Below are 19736 nucleotides of genomic sequence, written 5' to 3'. Positions count from 1 at the left end.
TCGGCCGGGTCGCATCGGGGGGCGGCTCTTGGCGTCCACCGGGCCGCAGGGCGCCCAAGAAGCTGGAACGGCCCCCGGGGCAGCCTCTATGATCGGCAGACTTTCCTTGGCCGACCCACCCCGACCACGTCTGTACGGCCCGACTGCACTACGGGAGCGAGCGGTGAGCGGAACCCCCGAAGGACCGGCCCACACCCGGCTCTCGCCCGCACGAGAGCCCGCGCTCCCGATCACGGAGCGTCACCAAAGCCACTCGGACGGCCATCCCGACCCGGGCCGCCTCGAACCGGGCCGCCTCGACGCAGGCCGACTCGAACCGGGCCGCCCCGAACCCGGCCGCCTCGACGCAGGCCGCCTCGAACCGGGCCGACTCGACGCAGGCCGCCTCGAACCGGGCCGCCTCGAACCCGGCCCCGCCGCACCCGGCTGCCCCTCCGACTCCGAGCTCCGTGACTACCGCGCCGCCTTCCGCGCCGCGCAGCTCGCCATGGCCGTCGTCGACCAGGACGGCCTCGTCGTCTCCGCCAACGACGCCCTCGGCGCCCTCCTCGGCACCGGGGCCGCCGCGCTCCGCGAGCAGGCCGCCTCCGACCTCGTCGACCTCGCCTCCGACGGCCGCACCTGGCACGCGTACCGCGAGGTGCTGCGCGGCCGCCGCTCCCGCTTCCGCTGCACGCGGCGGCTCAAGCACCCCGACGGGCGCTCGCTCTGGGCCGAGGTCACCGTCTCCCCCGTACCCGACAGCCGCCGCGTCCTCCTCTCCATCGCGGACATCAGCGACCGGCGCGAGCTCCAGGCCCGGCTGCGCCACCTCCAGATGCACGACCCGGTGACCCGACTGCCCAACCGGACCCTCTTCTTCGAGCGCCTCTCCGTCGCCCTGGAGACCGCCGCCGCCCAGGACGAGGAGGCCGAGGATTTCCGATCACCCCATCAGTCACACCAATCACATGGGTCCTATGAGTCGTACGGGCATGGCGGAACAGGGCGGATCGGTCTCTGCTACCTCGATCTCGACGGCTTCAAGGCGGTCAACGACACCCTCGGCCACCGCGTCGGGGACCGTCTCCTCGCCGCCGTCGCCGCCCGTCTGACGGAGTGTGCGGACAACGACGGGTACACCAGGAGCGGCGGGCACCTGGTCGCGCGGCTCGGCGGCGACGAGTTCGCGATCCTCGTCGAGGACTCCACCGGCACCGAACAGCTCGCGGATCTCGCGCAGTCCGTCCTCTGCGCGCTGCAGCGCCCCTTCGACCTCGCCGGGCAGCGGCTCTCCGTCTCCGCCTCGATCGGGGTCGTGGAACGGGGCGCGCGCGGGACGACCGCGACGGGTCTGATGCAGGCCGCCGACACCACGCTCTACTGGGCGAAAGCCGACGGCAAGGCCCGCTGGACCCTCTTCGACCCCGAGCGCAACGCGCACCGGATGACCCGGCAGGCACTCTCCTCCACCCTCCGACCGGCCGTGGAGCGCGGGGAGTTCGGGCTCGAGTACCAGCCGCTGGTCGGGCTCGCGGACGGGGCGGTCCATGGGGTGGAGGCGCTGGTGCGCTGGAACCACCCGCAGTTCGGCACGCTCCCGCCGAATCGGTTCGTCGGGATCGCCGAGGAGGACGGTTCGATCGTCGAGCTGGGGCGGTGGGTGCTGCGCACCGCGTGCCGGCAGGCGAGGCAGTGGCAGAAGGACCATCCGCGCGAGCGGCCGCTCTTCGTGAGCGTCAACGTGGCCGTACGGCAGGTCTGGGACTCCGACCTGGTGGCGGACGTGGCGGGCATCCTCGCGGAGACCGGTCTCGCCCCGCATCTGCTCCAGTTGGAGCTGACCGAGTCCGCGGTGATGGGCTCGGCGGGCCGCCCGCTCCAGGCGCTGCAGGCGCTCAGCGACATGGGGGTGCGGATCGCCATCGACGACTTCGGCACCGGCTATTCGAACCTGGCCTATCTGAGCAGGCTCCCGGTCTCGGTCCTCAAGCTCGACGGATCCTTCGTCCGCGGCTTCCAGGACGAGGCGCACGCCAATCCGGCGGACGAGTTGATCGTGGAGGCGCTGGTGCAGCTGGCGCACCGGCTCGGTCTGACGGTCACCGCCGAGTGCGTGGAGACCTCGGGGCAGGCGACGCGGCTGCGGCGGATCGGCTGCGACACCGGGCAGGGCTGGCTGTACTCGCGGGCGGTGGCCCCGGACCGTATCGCGGAGTTGATCGGGGCCTCGCCTCTTCCGGTGTGACTGCCGGTGTGCCCCTGAGGCAGGACGAGGGCATGGAACTGCCCCCGGCCGGAGGGACATTCCGGGCGGGGGCAGTGGTTCATGAGGGGTTCAGCGGGGGTGCTAGCAGGCGCCCTGGTCCTTCCAGACGCCCCACTCGCCGGTCGTGCCCGGCGTCTCGTTCTGCGTCCACCACTGGGCGAGCCACTTGCGGCCGTTGTGGGAGACGACGGTGCCGCCGTTGTAGACCGTGCCGGCCACGTACGCCGGGACCGAGCCGCAGCCCGTGGGCGGGGTGGTCGGCGGGGTCGTGGGCGGGGTCGTCGGAGGCGTCGTGGGCGGGGTGGTGGGCGGCGTGGTCGGCGGGACGGTGGTGCCGCCGAGGGCGTCGCTGATCTGGTTCAGCAGGGTGATGTTGTTGTCCAGGCCGAGGAGCGAGTACATCATCGCCCCGGCCAGACCACGCTGCTTGCCGTAGTCGACGCGGGCCTGGATCGACTTCTGGTTCAGGCCGGTGAAGAACTCGCCGTCCTTGTAGAAGTACGAGGACTTGGCCTGGTCGTCCCAGAAGGTGGTCGCCGCGTTGTCGACGATGCCGCCGAGCTCCTTGTAGTGGGCGATGCCGGCCTGCTGGCTGAGCGGACGGGCGTTGGAGCCGCCGGTAGCCGTTCCCGCGAGGCCGTTGGCCGAGCCCGCCGGGACGCCCTTCCAGCCGCGGTAGTAGAACTCGTAGCCCAGGGTCAGCTTGTTGGCGGGGAAGCCGCCGGCGATGCCGTAGGCCGGCTTGCCGTCGATCCAGGAGTCGATCGCGTTGTCGATCGAGTACTTCTCGGTGCCCGGCGCGATGGGGTCGGTCGGGTCGTTCGAGCCGGAGTACAGCGGGGACTGGTGGTACGTCGGCCCGTCGCCGTCCCAGGCGCCGTGCATGTCGTACGTCATGATGTTCGCGTAGTCGAGGTACGCGCCGATCTTGTCCGTCTCGATGTACTTGATCTTGTCCTGGCCGGCCGGGAGGGCCGCGGTCAGCAGGTACTTCTTGCCGCCGTTGGCCGTACCGTACGCGTCGAGCTGCTTGCGGAACTCGGCGAGGAGCAGGGTGAAGTTCTGCTTGTCCTCGGGGCCGTAGTGGTTGCCGAGGTGGCCGTTGGCGGAGCCGGGGTACTCCCAGTCGATGTCGATGCCGTCGAAGATGCCGGCGGCGGTGCCGGGGCCGCCGAATCCGCCCTCGACCGGCAGGTTGCCCTTGAGGTACTGGTCGACGCAGGAGGAGACCAGCTTCTTGCGGCTGGCGTCGGTCTTCGCCGCGTCGTGGAAGAACTTGGAGTAGGTCCAGCCACCGAGCGAGATGTTGATCTTCAGGTGGGGGTACTTCGCCTTCAGTTCCTTGAACTGGTTGAAGACGCCCACGATCGGCTGGTTCCAGGTGTCGGCGACGCCGTCCACGCTGTCGGCCGCGCTGAAGGACTTCTGGTAGTCGGCGTAGGAGTCGCCCGCACCGTCACCCGCGTTGGGGTTGTTGTCGTCACCCGCGGCCTTGTTGGCCTCGAAACAGGTGAGTTCGGTGGGGTGGATGTTGCCGAACGAGTAGTTGATGATGTCCAGCTTGCCCGCGATGCCCCGGGTGTCGAGGTGCTTGGGGTAGAAGGCGTTCCCGTACACGCTCCACTGGTCGTAGTACGCGATGCGGACGTTGCCGTCGGCGGCCGCCGTGGCGGTGGTGGCGGTGCCGGCCGCCGAGGCGGAGCCGATTCCGACGGTCGCGGCGAGCGCGCCTGCAGCGAGGGCCGTGCTCACGAGCGCGGCTATCAAGGGCTTACGGGGGTGCACGTGCGGCCTCCGAGGGGGATACGAGGGGTACGCGGTACGGCGGGTTGGAGAATAGATAGCCCGTGCGCGAACAGCGCGTCAATGGTCTGAACCAGATTGAGGACTAGACCAGTTGACGGAAGAAAACCCTTGTCAGAGCGGTGCAGCACAAAAACGAACCGCCCGCCACCACAGGTGACGAGCGGTTTAAGGTTCACTTAGGGGTGGCGGAGCCGGCCGTTCCGGTCTGAACCAACCGGCCTCGGACACCCAGGTTTTACTCTGCCGGAACGCCTCCGTCCGGCATCCCGTACGCGTCGGCGATCAACTCGTAGCTACGCAGCCGGGCATCGCCGCCGTGCGCGTTGGCCGTGATCATCAGCTCGTCGGCCCCCGTGCGCTTGCGCAGGTCGTCCAGGCCGGTCCGCACCTCGTCCGGCGTTCCGTGGACGATGTTCGCGAGCCAGCTCTCCACGAACTCCCGCTCCGTCGGGCTGAAGGGGTACGCCTCCGCCTCCTCGGGCGTCGGGATCAGACCCGGCCGGCCGGTGCGCAGCCGCAGCATCGACAGCGCGCCCGTGAGGACCTGGCGGCGGGCCTCCTTGGCGTCCTCGTTCGCCAGCGCGGCGACGCCGATGAGCGCGTACGGCACGTCGAGGACCTCGGAGGGGCGGAAGGAGTCCCGGTAGAGGTCGAGCGCGGGGATCGTGTTCTGGGCGGAGAAGTGGTGGGCGAAGGCGAAGGGCAGCCCGAGCGTGCCGGCGAGGCGTGCGCTGAAGCCGGAGGAGCCGAGCAGCCAGATCGGCGGCCGGCCCTTGGGGCCCTGCACCGGTCCCGGCACGGCGTGGATCCTGCCGTACGGGTGCCCGTCCGGGAAGTCGTCGTCCAGGAAGCGGGTCAGCTCGGCCAGTTGCTGCGGGAAGTCGTCCGCGCCCTCGTTCAGGGTCCGGGTCCTGCGCAGCGCGGCGGCCGTGGCGCCGTCCGTGCCGGGCGCGCGACCGAGGCCGAGGTCGACGCGGCCGGGGGCGAAGGCCTCCAGCGTGCCGAACTGCTCGGCGATCACCAGCGGGGCGTGGTTGGGCAGCATGACGCCACCGGAGCCGAGCCGGATGCGCTCGGTGTGGGCGGCGAGGTGGGCCAGGATCACGGCCGGCGAAGAGGAGGCGACGCCGGGCATCGAATGGTGCTCGGCGACCCAGTGGCGGTGGTAGCCGCGCCGCTCGGCGAGCTTGCTGATCTCGACGCTGGTGGCCAGCGCCTGGCTCGCGGTCCGGCCGCTGCCGACGGTCACCAGGTCCAGTACGGACAGCGGTACGGGCGATTCCCCGTGTGCCGTGCCCCGAATCGCGTCGCTCACCGTGTGCCGACCCTTCTGCCCAAAGACGTACGTACGAGGAACCAGAACAGGAGGCTGTCTCCGGTTATTCCGACGCGAACATGCAGGTCCGCAGGAATGAGCTGTTCGGCTTCGGGTAGCCGCGCGCCCATGCCTCGATCAATGAACCAGATACGACGGCGGACGGTGCTGTGGGGGACAGCTGCCGCCGCCACGACCGCGGCGGCCGGGTGCGCCCGGGTCGCCTCCGGCGACACCCTCGGCCGGCTCAGATCCCAGGGCACCGTCCGCCTCGGCATCGCGGGCGAGGTGCCGTACGGCTATGTCGACGAGCAGGGCGCCTTCACCGGCGAGGCCCCCGAGCTGGCCCGGGTGATCTTCGGCCGGCTCGGCGTCACGGACGTCCAGCCCGTCGCCACCGACTTCGCATCGCTCATCCCCGGGCTCGGCTCCCAGCAGTTCGACGTGGTGTCGGCCGGCATGTACATCAACAAGGAGCGCTGCGCGCAGGTCCTCTTCGCCGACCCCGAGTACCAGATGCTCGACTCCTTCCTCGTCCGCAAGGGCAATCCGAAGAACCTCCGCTCGTACGAGGACGTGGTGCGCACCAAGGCGCGCTTCGCGACCGGCAGCGGATACGCCGAGATCGCGTACGCGGTGGCCGCCGGTTACCCGGAGAAGGACATCGTGGTCCTCCAGGACCAGGTCGCCGGCCTGAACGCGGTGGAGTCCGGCCGTGTCGACGTCTTCGCCGGCACCGCCCTGACCGTCCGCTCGGTGGTCCGTAAGTCCGCCAAGGCCGAGGCCACCGCGCCCTTCGCCGCCGTCGTCGACGGCAAACGGAAGGTCGACGGCGGCGGCTTCGCCTTCCGCCCCACCGACACCGCCCTGCGGGACGCCTTCAACACCGAGCTGCACCGCATGAAGAAGAGCGGCGAACTCTTCCGGATCCTGCGGCGCTTCGGCTTCACCGAGGCCGAGATGACCACGCTGACCGCCGAGGAGCTGTGCCGATGACCGCCGGACTCTGGCAGAACTGGGTCCTGCCCGGCATCTGGATCACGCTCCAGCTCCTCGTCGCCTCCACCGCGCTCGCCGCCGTGGTCGCCTTCACCGTCGGCACCGCCCGTACGCACCGCTCCCGCGCCGTCCGTTTCCTGGCCGGGCTCTACACCGAGGTCTTCCGCGGCACGTCCGCGCTGATCCTGATGTTCTGGCTGTTCTTCGTCCTGCCGCCGCTGGTCGGCTGGCAGCTCGTCCCGATGTGGGCGGCGATCCTCGCGCTCGGCCTCTCCTACGGGGCGTACGGCGCCGAGATCGTGCGCGGCGCCCTGAACGCCGTACCGAAGGCGCAGCGCGAGGCGGGAGTCGCGCTCAGCTTCACGCCCTGGCAGCGGCTGCGGCTCGTGCTGCTCCCGCAGGCCGTGCCCGAGATGATCCCGTCCTTCTGCAACCTGCTGGTCGAGCTGCTCAAGGGCACCGCCCTGGTCTCGCTGCTGGGCGTCGGCGACGTCTCCTTCGCCGCGTACCTGGTGCGGCTCGCGACCCAGGAGAGCGGCGGGATCTACACCGTGACCCTGGTCGTGTACTTCGTGATCGCGCTGGTGATCACCCGCTCGATGAAGGCGCTGGAGAGGCGCACCAAGGCGAACCTGGGGGTGGTGGCCAAGTGAACTGGGACTGGTCCGCTGTGGTGGACTTCCTGCCGCGCTTCTGGGACGGGGTGCTCGTCACCCTGCAGGTCCTCGTGCTCGGCTCGCTGATCTCGTTCTCGCTCGGTCTTGTCTGGGCGCTCGGCTTCCGGGCCGACAGCAGGCTGGTGCGCTGGCCGGTGCAGGCCGTGACCGAGTTCGTCCGCACGACCCCGCTGCTCGTGCAGCTCTTCTTCCTCTTCTTCGTACTGCCGGAGTGGGGGGTGCAGTTCTCCGCCCTGACCACGGGCACGCTCGCGATCGGGCTGCACTACTCGACGTACACCGCGCAGGTCTACCGGGCCGGCATCGACGCCGTACCGGCCGGGCAGTGGGAGGCGGCGAAGGCGCTCAGCCTGCCGCGCCACCGGACCTGGCTGACGGTGATCCTGCCGCAGGCCCTGCGCCGGATCACGCCCGCGCTCGGCAACTACGTCATCGCGATGCTGAAGGACACGCCGATCCTGGCCGGAATCGGGGTGCTCGAGCTCCTGCAGCAGACCCGTCTGGAGTCCGCCGCCACCTTCCAGTACACCGAGCCGCTCACGGTGGTCGGGGTGGCCTTTGTCCTGATCGCGTATCCCGCTTCCCTGCTCGTCCGCACTCTGGAGCGCCGCCTTGCCCACTGAACACCTCATCCGATTCGAGAACGTCACCAAGCGGTTCGGGGACCAGACGGTCCTCGACGACCTCAGCTTCACGGTCCGTCCGGGCAAGCACGTCACCCTGATCGGACCCTCCGGTTCCGGCAAGACGACGATCCTGCGGCTGCTGATGACCTTGGAGAAGCCCGACGCGGGGATCATCCGGGTCAACGGCGGAAAGCTCCACCCGGCCGACGAGAAGCACCGGCGGGAGGTCCGCAGGAAGATCGGGATGGTCTTCCAGCACTTCAACCTCTTCCCCCACATGTCCGTCCTGCGCAACATCACGGAGGCGCCGGTACGGAGCCTGGGGAAGAGCCGGGAGGAGGCCGAGGCGCGCGGGCGCGAGCTGCTCGACATGGTCGGGCTCGCCGACAAGTGCGAGGCCAGGCCCGCACAGTTGTCCGGTGGGCAGCAGCAGCGGGTCGCGATCGCGCGGGCGCTCGCGATGGAGCCGAAGGTGCTTCTCCTTGACGAGGTGACCTCCGCGCTCGACCCGGAGCTGGTGGCCGGCGTCCTCGATCTGCTCCGGGAGATCGCGTCGACGACCGACATCACCATGATCTGTGTGACGCACGAGATGAACTTCGCCCGGGACATCTCGGACGAGGTCCTGATGTTCGACGCGGGACGGGTGATCGAGTCCGGTTCTCCGGAAAAAATCTTCTCGGCTCCGGAGCACGCGCGTACCCGCGAGTTTCTCGGCGCGGTGCTCTGACCTCAGGCTCTCGTAAGGTTCTTTGACTATGGCATATGCCAGGGTGGTGCGCCCCAGCGTACGGCGCTGGGGCGCCGCATCAATCTCGCCAACAGCCGCCCCGAAAAGGGAGCTTGACGGCTATCGTGGTACGGAAGCTTGCGGTCACAACCTGGTAGGGGGAAACCGTGGCGCTGAAGCCCGAGCCCACTGCGCCGTTCCACTCGGTGCAATACGCCCTGCGCGTCCTTGAGACGGTCTCACGGCACGGTGGCGGGGTGACGGACGTCCAGATCGCTCGTGAGACCGGTCTGCCCGTCGCCCATCTGTCGTCCCTGCTGCTGATGCTCCGTCGCGAGGGTTACGTCGAGCAGGTCGCCGACGGCGCCTATGTCATCGGCGACTCCCTGATCCTGCTCGGATCCGGGCTGACCCGTCGCGAGGCCCTGGAGGGCAAGCTCCAGGAGACGCTCACGGAGCTGCGCGACTCCGTCGGGGCGGCGGTGTACATCAGCCGCTACATCGACGGCGAGGTGAAGATCACCCAGTTCGCCGCCGGCCCCCGCACGCCCGCGGTCAACGAGTGGGTGGACTTCCGCTCGGCCGCGCACGCGAGCGCGGTCGGCAAGTGCCTGCTGACCCAGCTGGACCAGAACGGCCGCAGGGACCACCTCTCGCGCCACAAGATCGCCCGCCTCACCTCCCGGACGATCACCAACGAGAAGGTGCTCTTCTCCAAGCTGGACAGCCAGCCGCCGACGGTCCCGGTGCTCGACCTCCAGGAGTACGCGGTGGGCACGGTCTGCGCGGCGGTGCCCCTGACGGCCGGCGCGGCCGTGGGCTGCCTGGCGCTCTCGCTGCCGATCGAGCACGCCCACCGGCTGCGCTCGGCGGCCGACACGCTGAACCGCAGAGCGGCTCCGGTGGTGCTCTCCCTGGCGATCTGAGCAGGTCGGCGCCGATCGGAGAGGTGTGACCGAGTCCTCGGGAGTGGCGGTCAGAACCACCCCCGAGGACCAGGTAGTATTTTCTCTGTCAGCAGGCGCCGCTAGCTCAGTTGGTTAGAGCAGCTGACTCTTAATCAGCGGGTCCGGGGTTCGAGTCCCTGGCGGCGCACAGACGGAAGAAGCCCCTCGCGGAAGCGGGGGGCTTCTTCGTGTTCAGGCTCGGAGGTAGGTCAGTACCGCCAGGACCCTGCGGTGGGTCTCCTCCGCCGGCGGCAGGTCCAGCTTCCCGAGGATGTTGCCGATGTGCTTGCCCACGGCCGCCTCCGTGACGACGAGCCGCCGGGCGATCTCGCCGTTGGAGTGCCCCTCGGCGACCAGGCCGAGGACCTCGCGCTCGCGCGGGGTCAGCGCCTCCAGCGGATCGCGGCGGCGGCGCAGCAGCTGCCGTACGACCTCGGGGTCCACGACCGTGCCGCCGTCGGCGACCCGGACGAGGGCGTCGAGGAACTCCTCGACCTGGCCGACCCGGTCCTTGAGGAGGTAGCCGACGCCGGTGCCGTCGCCCGCGTCGAGGAGATCGGCGGCGTAGCTCCGCTGCACGTACTGGCTCAGGACGAGGACCGGCAGGCCCGGGCGCTCGGCGCGCAGGGCGACGGCGGCGCGGAGCCCCTCGTCCTGGAAGCCGGGCGGCATCCGGACGTCGGTGACGACGATGTCCGGTGCGTGCTCGGTGACGGCCGCGCGCAGCCCTTCCGCGTCGCCGACGGCGGCGACCACCTGGTGGCCGAAACGGGCGAGGAGACCGATCAGGCCCTCGCGGAGGAGGACGCTGTCCTCGGCGAGGACGACCCGGAGGGCCCGGTCTCGGTCTCGGGCAGCGGTCGACACGGGATCTCCACTCGTAGGACGGTCGGCCCGCCCGGCGGGCTCATGATCGTCAGTGTGCCATCGAGGACGGCGAGCCGGTCGGCGAGTCCGGTGAGACCGGTCCCCCGGGCCGGGTCCGCGCCGCCGCGCCCGTCGTCCTCGACCGTGAGGGTCAGCGACGTTCCGTACCGGGCGGTGACGGTCGCGCGGGTCGCGCCGCTGTGCCTGCCGATGTTGGCCAGCGCCTCGCAGACGGCGAAGTACCCGGCGCTCTCCACGGCGGTGGGCAGCCGGGGCAGGTCGATGTCGGTGGTGACGGGGACGGCGGAGCGGTCGACGGCGTCGGTGAGGGCCGCGCCGAGACCGTAGTCGGCGAGGACCTGCGGGTGGATGCCGTGGATGAGTTCGCGCAGCTCGGTCAGGACCCGGCCGGCCTCGTCATGGGCCTGGGCGAGCCGGTCGGCGAGCGGTCCTGGCGGGGCGTCGAGCCGGGCGATCCCCAGGGTCATGGTGAGGGCGACCAGGCGCTGCTGGGCGCCGTCGTGGAGATCGCGTTCGATCCGCCGCCGCTCGGCCTCGAAGGCGTCGACGAGCCGGGCCCTGGAGGCGGTGACCTCGCCGATCCGCTCGCGCAGCTCCGCCTCGCGGGGCGCGAGCAGGGCGCGGCTGAGGGCGGCGCGGGCCCCGGCGAGCGCGGCGAGCGGGTGGAGCAGGGCGACCAGGAGCACCGCCCCGAGGAGGGCGGCGGCGAAGGCCTGCGGATAGGAGGTGACCAGGTACGCCTTGACGACCTTGACCTCCTGGCCGTCGAAGGCGAGCTGGACGGGGGTGCTCATCAGGGCGGCGGGCAGACCGAGGGCGACGGCGAGGACGATCAGGTCGAGCGGCCACAGGACGGTGGCGTGCAGCACGGCGTACGCGAGCTCCCGCCAGGTGGCCTGCTCCCGGACCCGGACCCGGAGCCAGGACGCGAGCCCCGGAGCGTCGGGGACCCGGTGCGGATCGGCGGCCGGGTCGAGGTCGACGAGCCGGAGCCGGCGGCGTTCCAGGCCGCCGAGGGCGACCCCGGCGAGGAGGAGCAGGGGCAGCCCGACGAGCACGAGGGAGAAGACGACGAGCAGCAGCAGGACGAGCAGCGCCGGTACGCCGGTCACCACCCCGGTCGCCAGATACCCGGCGGACCGCCAGGGCCAGGCGGTCCGCGGAAACCGGGCCCGGGTGAGGGCCTGCCAGGGGGTTCGGGGCGTCATGGGGTTCACGGTAGGCGGCGGCCGGCGGGCGGGGCCATCGGTCTGGTGGGTGTACGGAGGTAGGGCAGGCCCTACCCCGCGCCCCGGGGGCCCGGGCTCTACCCCGTGGCGCCCGGGCCCCGGGGCGAGCGGTCGTGGGTGGCGTACGCGGACCGGAGTTCGGTGAGCGCCTGCGAGGTCAGCGGCTCGTACGCGGCGCCCGGCGCCGGGCGCCACCAGACCGGGTCCGTACAGAGGAAGGACTCCCGGCGCAGGCCCACGCGGTGGATCTTGTTGGTGGCGGTCAGCGGAAGGCTCGGGACGATCCGTACGAACCTCGGCGGCATCTTGGTGCCCAGGTCCGGCTGGGCGGCGAGGAACTCCGCGAACGCGTCCGGGTCGAACGCGGCGCCCTCGCGCAGCGCGATCGCCGTCATCACCTGGTCGCCCGCGACCGGGTCGGGTATCGCGTAGACGGCGACGCCCGCCGCCCGCTCCCAGCGGGAGAGGATCTGTTCGATGACGGCCGCCGCGAGGTTCTCGCTGTCGACGCGCAGCCGGTCGTCGCCCCGGCCCGCGAACCAGAGGAAGCCGTCGGCGTCCCGGTAGAAGAGGTCGCCGGTCCAGTACCAGCCGCCGCGCAGCCGGGCGGCCTCCGCCTCGGGGTTGCGCCAGTAGCCCTCGAAGGGGTTCCGGCCCCGGTTGACGAGTTCGCCGATCGCGGCGGAGGCGTTGAGGAGCCGGCCCTGGGGCGAGAGGACGGCGGGCGCGCACTCATCGCCGGTCGCCGGGTCCACCACCGCCAGGTCGTCCCCCGGCGCCGCCCGGCCGATCGCGCCGGTCGGGGTGTCCGGGGTCCGCTGGATCGCCGCGCCGCCCTCCGAGGAGCCGTAGCCCTCGACGAGCCGGGCCCCGAAGCGGGCCTCGAAGCGGGCGGCGTCCACCGCCCCCGCCTCCGTACCGAAGCCGAGACGCAGCGGGTGCGCGCGGTCGTCCGGGTGCGGCGGGGTGGCCAGCAGGTACTGGACGGCCCGGCCGACGTACGTGAAGTAGGTCGCGCCGAACTCCCGTACGTCCGGCAGGAAACCGGAGGCCGAGAAGCGGTCCCGCAGCGCCACGCCCGCGCCGGCGGCGAGCGCCGGGGCCCAGTCGGCGATGACCGCGTTGCCGTGGAACATCGGCATGCAGATGTAGTGGACGTCCTCGGGTCCCACCCCGAACTGGGCGACGAGCGAGCGTCCGGCGGCCGCGAGCCGGCCCTGGGTGCAGATCGCCGCCTTGGGCGCGCCGGTCGAGCCGGAGGTGAAGTAGAGCAGCATCCGGCTGTCGCGCCGCACGGGGCGGACGACGGCCTCGCCCGGTTTCGCGCCCTCGAAGGGGCCGAGCAGCTCCCGGTAGGGGTCGGTGTCGGTCACGAGGACGCGTACGCCCGGCAGGGGAAGCCCGTCGAGCAGGGGAAGGTACGCGCGCTGGGTGACCAGGACACGGCAGTCGGTGTGGACGATGTCGCGGGCCAGTTCGGCGCCGCGCCGGGTGGGGTTGATGCCGGCGACGGCGGCCCCCGCGAGGGCCGCCGCGCTGAGCCAGAGCGGGAATTCCGGTGTGTTGTCGAGGAGTACCCCGAGGTGCGGCTCGGCACCCCGGGGCAGCAGATCGACGAGGAGCGCCGCCCGTGCGGCGGCCCCGGCGGCGACCTGGTGATGGCTGAGGACCGTGTCCCGCGCCCTCAGTCCGACCCTGTGGTCGCCCCACTGCCGTCGCACGAGCTCCGCCACGGTGGGTTCGGTCATACGCCGGACGGTAACTGACGATACGTCAGAACTGAACATCCGAGCAGGCGTAGAACGCGTTCCCGGTGTCCGCGATCGTCCAGACCGCCAGGATCAGATGGCGTCCGGTCTTGCCCGACGGGATGGTCCCGGCGTGCGAGAGCGTGGCCGGCGGCTGCGCGTTGTTGTACGGGACGGTGAGGAACGGCTGCGGGTCGAGTGCGGCCCTGGTGAGCTTCTGGGTGCCGTTCCAGCCGTTCTTGGTGATGTAGTACTTGAAGTCGGTGGTGCTGTGCCGGGCGGTGAACTGCCAGCGGAAGGTGTGGCTCTGGCCCGAGGTGAGCTTGGTGGTGGGCCAGGCGCCGCCCCGCGCGTCGTCGAGCTGGGAGAACCGGGAGTTCCCGCCGGCACAGATCGTGCCGTCGGCGGGTCCGGCGCCCGGGAAGCCCTTGAGGCCCTCGACCGACTGCGGCTCCCACTGGATGCTGCCGCAGTTGGTCACGGTGCCGTTGGCGCAGAGCTTCTGACGACTGATCGGGGAGTCGGTGTAGCCATGACTGCTGGCGCTGCTGGTGGCGAAGAGGGAGGCGCCGGCGACGCCGAGCGCCACCGCCGCCACGCCTATCTTTTTGCGCATGCTGTCGCTCCTGATGAACGTGGGGGAGTTCCGAGCCGTGCTGCACGCGTGCGGATGGTGGTGCTGATGGGGATGGTGGTGCTGATGGGGATGGTGGTGCGGTTGGTTGTGCGGTAGAACCTATTCCGGTCTAGACCAAGTACCAAGGTATTGACGGAACTTGAACATGTCCATACCAGTCACGCGCCTTCCACCGGACCGGTCCTGCCGGTGTAGAACGCCACCGTCAGGTCCTTGACCAGCGCCTTGCGCTCGTAGTCGTCCAGCTCGACGAGACCACGCGTGGTCAGCCGGTGGACCACGTCGTCCACGGCGTCCACGACGGAGGTCAACACGCTGTCGCGGTGCTTGGCGTCGATCGCGGCGATCCGGCGGCGCTGCATCGCCGCCGCGATCTCGGGGGCGTACTCGATCCGGGTCGGCTGCGCCGAGAACACGTCGATGCCGACCGGGGCGCACTCGGCGGAGAGCATCCGGGTGAGTGCCTCGCCGACGGCCTCCGCGTCGCGCAGGGTCGGGGCGTCCTCGTGGAAGGCGTCGGCCGGGAGCTGGGAGAGGACCCGGGCCATCGCCGCCTCGACCTGCTCGCGCAGGTACTCCTCGTGGCCCTCGACGCCGAGCGCGGCGCGGACGGTGTCCCGGATGCGCCAGACGACGAGGACGACGACGTTGAGCGCGGTGCCCTTGGCGTCGACCGAGGGGAGCGGCTCGCTGCGCCAGTGGCGGAGACGGACGTCGACCCGGCGGCGCAGGAGGAGGGGGCTGACCCAGACGAGACCGGTACGGCGGACGGTGCCGCGGTAGTCGCCGAAGAGGGTGAGGACCCAGGCGTAGCCGACGCGGCCGCGGCCGAGGCCGCCGAGGGTGAAGAGGGTGGCCAGGACGCCGAGGGCGAGCAGGGCCCACTGGCCGAGGTGGATGCCCTGGTACGGGCGCGGGGGCAGCCGGAGCATCCGCGCGAGCTGCTCGGGCACGGCCCCCGCCCACCAGACGACGGCGGCGCAGCCGGCGAGCGCGAGCACCCCGGCGACGACCCCGATCCACCCGGGCAGCACGGGCCCGGCCCGCTCGACGAGCTTGGGGTCGGCGGTGGGCGCGGGGCGGGAGGCCTTGGGGCGGGTGGGGGCGGGGATGGCGGCCTTGGGGGTCTTGGGATTCTTGGGGGTCCTGGCCTTGGTCTTGGTGCCGGTCCTGGTACCGGTCTTGGGCGCGGGCGGGGTGGGCGCGGCCATGGCGATGGTGGCGGGGCCGCCGTCGTCGTCCAGGTCTGCGTCGCTTCCGGTGCCGGTGGTGGTGGCGGCGTCGGGGTCGGGCTCGTCGCGGAAGAGCAGGTGCACGGGGATCGACCCGGTCGTCTCGGTGCCGATCACGTTCTTCCGCCGCACGACGGGCCGCGCGACCACGTGCGCCTCCGCGACGACGGGCACGGCGACGACACCGACCTCTCCTCGCACGATCGTGCGCAGGTCGGTGGCCTGTCCAGGTCCGTCGGCCGGAGGGACCTTGGCTGCGGGGGCGGTTGCGTCGGTGGCGTCGGCGGTACGGGGTTCTGCCGCCGGGCCCTCGGGCTTCGTCGTCGTGGCGCCGAGGCCGAGCGAGGCGCGGAGCGCCGCGGCGCGGGCGGCGACCTCCTCCTCGTACGCGGTGGTACGGGACCCGGTCTCCTTCGCCTCGGACTCCGAGGTGGCGGGGGCGACGGGGGTGGCGGGGGCCGGGGGGCCGACGAAGAGGGGGCTCGGCAGGACGGCCTCACCGGCGGGACCGCTCCCCTCCGCCGGCGGCGCCACCGGGTGGTGATGTTCCGTCACCACACCGCCTCCGGCGGCGGCGAGGTCGGGCTTCGGCTCCCCGTGGGCCGTCGTGGCCGGAGCACTCGGCGCGCCCGGCGCCTCGCCCACGGCATCGACGGCTTCGGGCACGACCGGAGCCGGAGCGGGAGCCAACGACTCCGGCCCCGGTTCAGGTGCCGGTGCCGGTTCCGGTTCCGGTGCTGGTTGTCCCGCAGGTGACGGGGCCGGCGCGGTGGCCGCGGCGGCCCGCATCTGGTCGACCCACGCCCCGTCGGACCGCTCCGCGCCGGGCTCCGGCGGGTGGCCCGTCGGTCTCGGGGCGCGCGGCTCCGTCGTCAGACGGCGGGCCGTCCGGGCCGCGTCGCGGCTGGCCGCCGCTCCCGAGTCCGGGTTGGGGGTCGTTGCGGTCATGGAGTCCACCTCATGCTCTCGGGGTCATCGGAACAAGCGCCGCCAGGTCTCCGGGCCCGGGTAGCCGTCGGCCGCACCGCCGCGCCATCCCTGTGCCCGCTGGAACGCCTCGACATTGCGACGGTCCGCCTCGCTCCAGCGCGGACCGGGACCCGACAGGTAGTGCTTGCCGAAGCCCCGCTTCACCAGCTGTTTGCCCAGCTTCTCCACATATGCGTTGGATTGGCCCGGACGGAAGTAGCCACGCCCGGGAAAGCCCGGCGCATTCGCGCTCGGGCCCCCCGAACCACTCGAACCGCCGATGCTCCGCCCCTTGCCCGACACCAGCAGGCTCCAGGTCTGCGGCCCGGGCATCCCGTCCGCCTCCTTGCCCTTCCAGCCCTGCGCGCGCTGGAACGCCTCCGTCGCCCGCCGGTCCGCCTCGCCCCAACGCGGACCGGGCCCCTGGCCGTAGAACTTCTTGCCGCCGCGCTGCACGAGCAGCCGCCCGAGCTGGGTGACGTACGCGTTGTTCGCGCCGGGTCCGAACATCGCCGAGCCGGGGTACGGCGTCGCCGCCGTGGACGCGCCTCCCCCGCTGCCGCCGCTCACGACGCCCTTGTAGCGGTAGGCCACGTAGCGGTCGGAGTTGGTCCAGTAGGACAGCGGCGTCGCCTGCCGGCGGGTCCGCGGCTTGGTCTGCTCGTACGCGATGTACGAGGTGTGGGTGTAGTCCGTCCAGCCGCCGAAGATCGTGACGTGGGAGCCCTTGGTCGGGCTGGCCGGGTTGTGGAAGAGCAGGATGTCGCCGGCCTGGAGCTCGCTGAGGGCGATCTTCTCGCCGAAGCGGTCCAGGCTGCCGGTCCACTCGTTGCCCCGCAGGTTCCACGCCATCGAGATGTAGCCCGAGCAGTCCTGGCGGTAGCCGTCGGACCAGTACCGCTCCATCGAGTACGGGACCTGGGCGCTCACCCACCGCTTGGCGCGGTTGATGATCTCGGCCCGGGTGGTCTTCCGCAGGGACTGGGTGGCGATCTGACTGTTCGTCGGGGTCGCGCCGGGCGCCGGCTGGGCGCCCGGTCCGGGCGCTCCGTGCAAGGGGCCCGTACCGCCCTGAGGGGTGTCGTCACCCGGGCCGGCGGAGTCGAGGTCGGTCGTCAGGTCGGTCGCGAGCCCCGTCGCCGGGTCGGTCGCGAGGCCCGTCGCCGGGTCGGTCGTGAGGTCCGTCGTGAGGCCGGCCGCCGGGCCCGTCGCCAGGTCGGCCGGGGCGACCGGCCCGGCCGCCGCGTCCGCCGGCAGGGCGAACGCGCTCGCGCCCCCGCCGCCACCGCCGAGCACCACTCCCGCCGCCGTGACCAGGACCAGCGCGCGGCGCGCTCCGTGCGCGGCCGGGTGGCCGCCCGCCCGGACGGGCAGGCCCAGGGCAAGATCGCGCCGCTGCTGGGCGCAGCCCGCGCAGCCGCAGTCGGCCGCGGGCTCGAACTCCTCGAATACCGGCACACTCATGCGATTCCCCTCCACACTCGTCAAGATCTTTTGGCGGTGGTGCACGGGCGCCAGTGTCTCAACTGTCTGGACAAATCGCATTTTGACGGATCGAAGGCCTGATACGACCATCCGACAGGCCGGAAGGGCCCGGTATTGGTCAGGAGCACCCCTGGGCGTCGGGTAGAGTTATCCAGGTCAGCAGGCGCCGCTAGCTCAGTTGGTTAGAGCAGCTGACTCTTAATCAGCGGGTCCGGGGTTCGAGTCCCTGGCGGCGCACGCAGAGTCGAAGCCCCCTCACCATTGGTGAGGGGGCTTCGACCGTTTCCGTACGAGCCGTACGAGGCGGAGGCGGGGCATCGATCTCGACTCCGCTCCGTAGCGCCTCGGTCACGTTCCGGCCATCCCGCCCGTCGGTGGCGTTCTCGCCTCAACTGCTCATCGCCGCTGGCCGGTCGGGTTCTCCGGAGCTGAACTCCCGTACGGAACCAGTCGATCTCCGCGGGGCCGAGCGGCACTCTGGGCCAGGGCCGGACGCCCGCTCTAGAGTTGCGGAACCGAACCTCCCGCGCCGGTACCGGGCTCCTCCCGCAGCCCGTGCGCCCGCGGTCGAGGCCGGCCCGGCCGTCGGTCGCGGGTGCACGGTCCGTCATCTGCGGTCCGCGATCGGCCGGCCGGGCCCGGTGATCAGCGACGATGTCCAGCAGGGCAGGCGGCGATCACGCCTTGCCCGCGCCCGTACCTGCACCCGTGGCCATACCTGTAGCCGTGCCCGTGCCCGTCAGGTAGGCGGAGACGACCACGTTCGCCGTGTACGTCCCGGAGGTGCGGTCGAAGGTTCCGCCGCAGGTGATCAGGCGCAGCTCGGCCCGGTCGGCCTGGTGCTGTCCGTAGACCTTCCGCGCGTCGAAGCGGTCCCTGGGGAAGACGCGGACGTCGTCGATCGTGAATTCGGCGACCGATCCGTCCGTACGGGTCACCCTCACCGTGGCGCCGGGGCGGGCGGCGCTCAGGCCGTAGAAGACGGCGGGCCGGGTCTCGGTGTCGACATGGCCGACGAAGAGGGCCGCGCCCTCGGCGCCCGGCTGCGTGCCGGTACGGAACCAGCCGACCGAATGGGGCATCTCGAAAGGCGGCGGGTCGACCGCGCCCGACGGGTCGAGGCCGCGCCCGACGACCGGCGCGGTGATCCCGAGCGAGGGGATCTCGACCCGGCGCGGCTCGGCGGGCGCCATGGGCCGGTGCGCCGGGGGCAGGGGGGCGCCGAGGGGGCGGCCGACCGCCGCGATGTCGCCGGTGGTGGGGGCCGAGGACCCGCCGGGCCCTTCGGTGATCTCCCGGCCCCAGAGCCAGAGCCCCAGGACCAGGACCGCCCAGGCCGCGCCGGTCACCATCCGCCCGTTGCCGGACCTGGCCGCGGCGGATCCGGACCCGGCAGATCCGGTCCCGGTCCCGGATCCGGTCCCGGTCCCGGATCCGTCCCCGGACCCGGCGGACACCTCAGTCGCCGGCCCGGCGGCGGCGGGCGCTGCGGAAGGCGACGGCCACCGCGGCGATCGCGGCCATCCCCAGGCCGACCAGGGTGTACGGGGTGCCGAGGCCGTTCTCGCTGGTGGTCTGGGCGACACCCGGTGCCACGGGTGCCGCCGGGACCGCCAGGGCCGCGCCGCCGCCACCGGCCCTGACCGGGGCGAACGGGCTGGGGTGGTGGGTCGGCTGGTGGGTCGGCTTGTGGGTGGGGTCGTGCGTGGGCTCGGGCTTGTGCTTCTCGACGTGGACCACGCCGACGTCACGGTGCTCGCGGCCGTCGCAGGTCACGCTGACCTTGTAGGTGCCGCGTTCGAGGCCCGACTTGATCGTGGTGTCGCCGAAGAGGGGGTAGTCGCCCCCGTCACGGCCGGTGAGCTCGGCGTCGGCGACGAACGCCTGGGACTTGGCGGCGCCGGTCGTGCCCTTGCAGCCCTGCACCCGGACGTCGACGTCCGCGCCGGGCCGGGCGGTGGACGGGGTGACGGTGACCTTGACGTCGCCCCCGGCGAAGGCGGTACCGGCCGTGGGTGCCAGCACCAGAATGACGGCCGCACCTGCGGCACGGAGAGCAATGGGACCTGAACGCATCGTGACCTCCTGATACTGGCAGGGTCACCCGGTTCGCCCGCGCCCGCATCCGCAGGGGTCCGGTCGGGCGGTCCGGTCGGGCGGTCCGGTCGGCCGTCCGGTCGGCCGTCCGGCCAGGGTGCCG

16 protein-coding genes and 2 tRNA genes are annotated in these 19736 nt (G+C 71.9%); 8 read left to right on the top strand and 10 right to left on the bottom strand.

Translation table 11 applies throughout. The features are described from left to right. Positions 1 to 163: 163 nt before the first annotated feature. Positions 164 to 2227, top strand: a complete 2064-nt coding sequence (locus ACGFYP_RS17785) for a putative bifunctional diguanylate cyclase/phosphodiesterase (RefSeq protein ID WP_393493822.1) — start codon at positions 164 to 166, stop codon at positions 2225 to 2227. Positions 2228 to 2329: 102 nt separating this feature from the next. Here ACGFYP_RS17785 and ACGFYP_RS17780 read toward each other — a convergent pair whose 3' ends face one another. Together ACGFYP_RS17780 and ACGFYP_RS17775 are read right to left on the bottom strand one after the other, a co-directional pair. Further along, entirely contained in the window at positions 2330 to 4033 is a 1704-nt protein-coding gene (locus ACGFYP_RS17780; RefSeq protein WP_393493819.1) for a glycosyl hydrolase family 18 protein, read from the bottom strand. 256 nt (positions 4034 to 4289) lie between these two features. Then, positions 4290 to 5369, bottom strand: coding sequence for an LLM class flavin-dependent oxidoreductase (locus ACGFYP_RS17775; RefSeq protein WP_393493816.1), 1080 nt, complete (start codon positions 5367 to 5369; stop codon positions 4290 to 4292). A 141-nt stretch (positions 5370 to 5510) separates the two neighbouring features. Here ACGFYP_RS17775 and ehuB point away from each other — a divergent pair, with 141 nt between their 5' ends. From ehuB to ACGFYP_RS17745, 6 genes are all read left to right on the top strand, one after another. Continuing rightward, on the top strand, positions 5511 to 6365 hold the full coding sequence (gene ehuB, locus ACGFYP_RS17770) for an ectoine/hydroxyectoine ABC transporter substrate-binding protein EhuB (RefSeq protein WP_393493813.1): 855 nt from the start codon (positions 5511 to 5513) through the stop codon (positions 6363 to 6365). Continuing rightward, positions 6362 to 7021, top strand: coding sequence for an ectoine/hydroxyectoine ABC transporter permease subunit EhuC (gene ehuC / locus ACGFYP_RS17765; protein ID WP_393493810.1), 660 nt, complete (start codon positions 6362 to 6364; stop codon positions 7019 to 7021). Before ehuB ends, ehuC begins: the two co-directional genes overlap by 4 nt. After that, a complete protein-coding gene (gene ehuD, locus ACGFYP_RS17760; RefSeq protein WP_361967980.1) occupies positions 7018 to 7668 on the top strand; it encodes an ectoine/hydroxyectoine ABC transporter permease subunit EhuD in 651 nt (216 codons plus the stop codon). The genes ehuC and ehuD overlap by 4 nt, the downstream gene beginning before the upstream one ends. Next, positions 7658 to 8401, top strand: a complete 744-nt coding sequence (ehuA, locus tag ACGFYP_RS17755) for an ectoine/hydroxyectoine ABC transporter ATP-binding protein EhuA (protein WP_393493806.1) — start codon at positions 7658 to 7660, stop codon at positions 8399 to 8401. The genes ehuD and ehuA overlap by 11 nt, the downstream gene beginning before the upstream one ends. Before the next feature lie 167 nt (positions 8402 to 8568). After that, positions 8569 to 9327: an IclR family transcriptional regulator C-terminal domain-containing protein gene (locus ACGFYP_RS17750; RefSeq protein ID WP_361967976.1), complete on the top strand. Its 759-nt coding sequence runs from the start codon at positions 8569 to 8571 to the stop codon at positions 9325 to 9327. 95 nt (positions 9328 to 9422) lie between these two features. Further along, positions 9423 to 9496, top strand: a tRNA-Lys gene (locus ACGFYP_RS17745). A gap of 44 nt (positions 9497 to 9540) precedes the next feature. Here the strand turns inward: ACGFYP_RS17745 and ACGFYP_RS17740 are convergent. The 6 genes from ACGFYP_RS17740 to ACGFYP_RS17715 form a co-directional block, all read right to left on the bottom strand. Further along, on the bottom strand, positions 9541 to 10215 hold the full coding sequence (locus ACGFYP_RS17740; RefSeq protein ID WP_393493802.1) for a response regulator: 675 nt from the start codon (positions 10213 to 10215) through the stop codon (positions 9541 to 9543). Further along, complete coding sequence (locus ACGFYP_RS17735; protein ID WP_393493795.1) at positions 10134 to 11444, bottom strand: sensor domain-containing protein; 1311 nt, start codon at positions 11442 to 11444, stop codon at positions 10134 to 10136. The genes ACGFYP_RS17740 and ACGFYP_RS17735 overlap by 82 nt, the downstream gene beginning before the upstream one ends. A gap of 98 nt (positions 11445 to 11542) precedes the next feature. After that, positions 11543 to 13213 (bottom strand): AMP-binding protein, encoded by a 1671-nt coding sequence (locus tag ACGFYP_RS17730; protein ID WP_393493792.1) that lies wholly within the window; start codon positions 13211 to 13213, stop codon positions 11543 to 11545. A 25-nt stretch (positions 13214 to 13238) separates the two neighbouring features. Continuing rightward, positions 13239 to 13829: a lytic polysaccharide monooxygenase auxiliary activity family 9 protein gene (locus tag ACGFYP_RS17725; protein ID WP_361962728.1), complete on the bottom strand. Its 591-nt coding sequence runs from the start codon at positions 13827 to 13829 to the stop codon at positions 13239 to 13241. 179 nt (positions 13830 to 14008) lie between these two features. Beyond that, positions 14009 to 16030: an SPFH domain-containing protein gene (locus tag ACGFYP_RS17720; RefSeq protein WP_393493788.1), complete on the bottom strand. Its 2022-nt coding sequence runs from the start codon at positions 16028 to 16030 to the stop codon at positions 14009 to 14011. Positions 16031 to 16054: 24 nt separating this feature from the next. Beyond that, positions 16055 to 17515, bottom strand: a complete 1461-nt coding sequence (locus ACGFYP_RS17715) for a peptidoglycan-binding protein (RefSeq protein WP_393493785.1) — start codon at positions 17513 to 17515, stop codon at positions 16055 to 16057. Between the two features lie 184 nt (positions 17516 to 17699). Between ACGFYP_RS17715 and ACGFYP_RS17710 the strand changes: the two genes are divergently transcribed. Next, positions 17700 to 17773: transfer RNA gene (locus tag ACGFYP_RS17710), tRNA-Lys, on the top strand. 440 nt (positions 17774 to 18213) lie between these two features. On the opposite strand, the gene ACGFYP_RS17705 is transcribed toward ACGFYP_RS17710, so the two are convergent. Continuing rightward, a complete protein-coding gene (locus ACGFYP_RS17705; protein WP_393493782.1) occupies positions 18214 to 18888 on the bottom strand; it encodes a class F sortase in 675 nt (224 codons plus the stop codon). A gap of 106 nt (positions 18889 to 18994) precedes the next feature. Then, entirely contained in the window at positions 18995 to 19612 is a 618-nt protein-coding gene (locus ACGFYP_RS17700) for a hypothetical protein (RefSeq protein WP_361962720.1), read from the bottom strand. Positions 19613 to 19736: the final 124 nt, after the last annotated feature.

The organism is Streptomyces sp. NPDC048370, from assembly GCF_043200825.1.
In the GTDB taxonomy this organism is placed as follows: domain Bacteria; phylum Actinomycetota; class Actinomycetes; order Streptomycetales; family Streptomycetaceae; genus Streptomyces.
The sequence above is the reverse complement of the archived record's forward strand: the minus strand, read 5'-3'. Positions and strand labels throughout refer to the sequence as shown.

Coding starts and splice junctions, on each gene's coding strand:
- ACGFYP_RS17700 (WP_361962720.1), bottom strand. CDS start 19,612: ATGCGTTCAGGTCCCATTGCTCTCCGTGCCGCAGGTGCGGCCGTCATT.
- ACGFYP_RS17705 (WP_393493782.1), bottom strand. CDS start 18,888: ATGGTGACCGGCGCGGCCTGGGCGGTCCTGGTCCTGGGGCTCTGGCTC.
- ehuC (WP_393493810.1), top strand. CDS start 6,362: ATGACCGCCGGACTCTGGCAGAACTGGGTCCTGCCCGGCATCTGGATC.
- ACGFYP_RS17725 (WP_361962728.1), bottom strand. CDS start 13,829: ATGCGCAAAAAGATAGGCGTGGCGGCGGTGGCGCTCGGCGTCGCCGGC.
- ACGFYP_RS17730 (WP_393493792.1), bottom strand. CDS start 13,213: ATGACCGAACCCACCGTGGCGGAGCTCGTGCGACGGCAGTGGGGCGAC.
- ehuB (WP_393493813.1), top strand. CDS start 5,511: ATGAACCAGATACGACGGCGGACGGTGCTGTGGGGGACAGCTGCCGCC.
- ACGFYP_RS17735 (WP_393493795.1), bottom strand. CDS start 11,444: ATGACGCCCCGAACCCCCTGGCAGGCCCTCACCCGGGCCCGGTTTCCG.
- ACGFYP_RS17720 (WP_393493788.1), bottom strand. CDS start 16,030: ATGACCGCAACGACCCCCAACCCGGACTCGGGAGCGGCGGCCAGCCGC.
- ACGFYP_RS17715 (WP_393493785.1), bottom strand. CDS start 17,515: ATGAGTGTGCCGGTATTCGAGGAGTTCGAGCCCGCGGCCGACTGCGGC.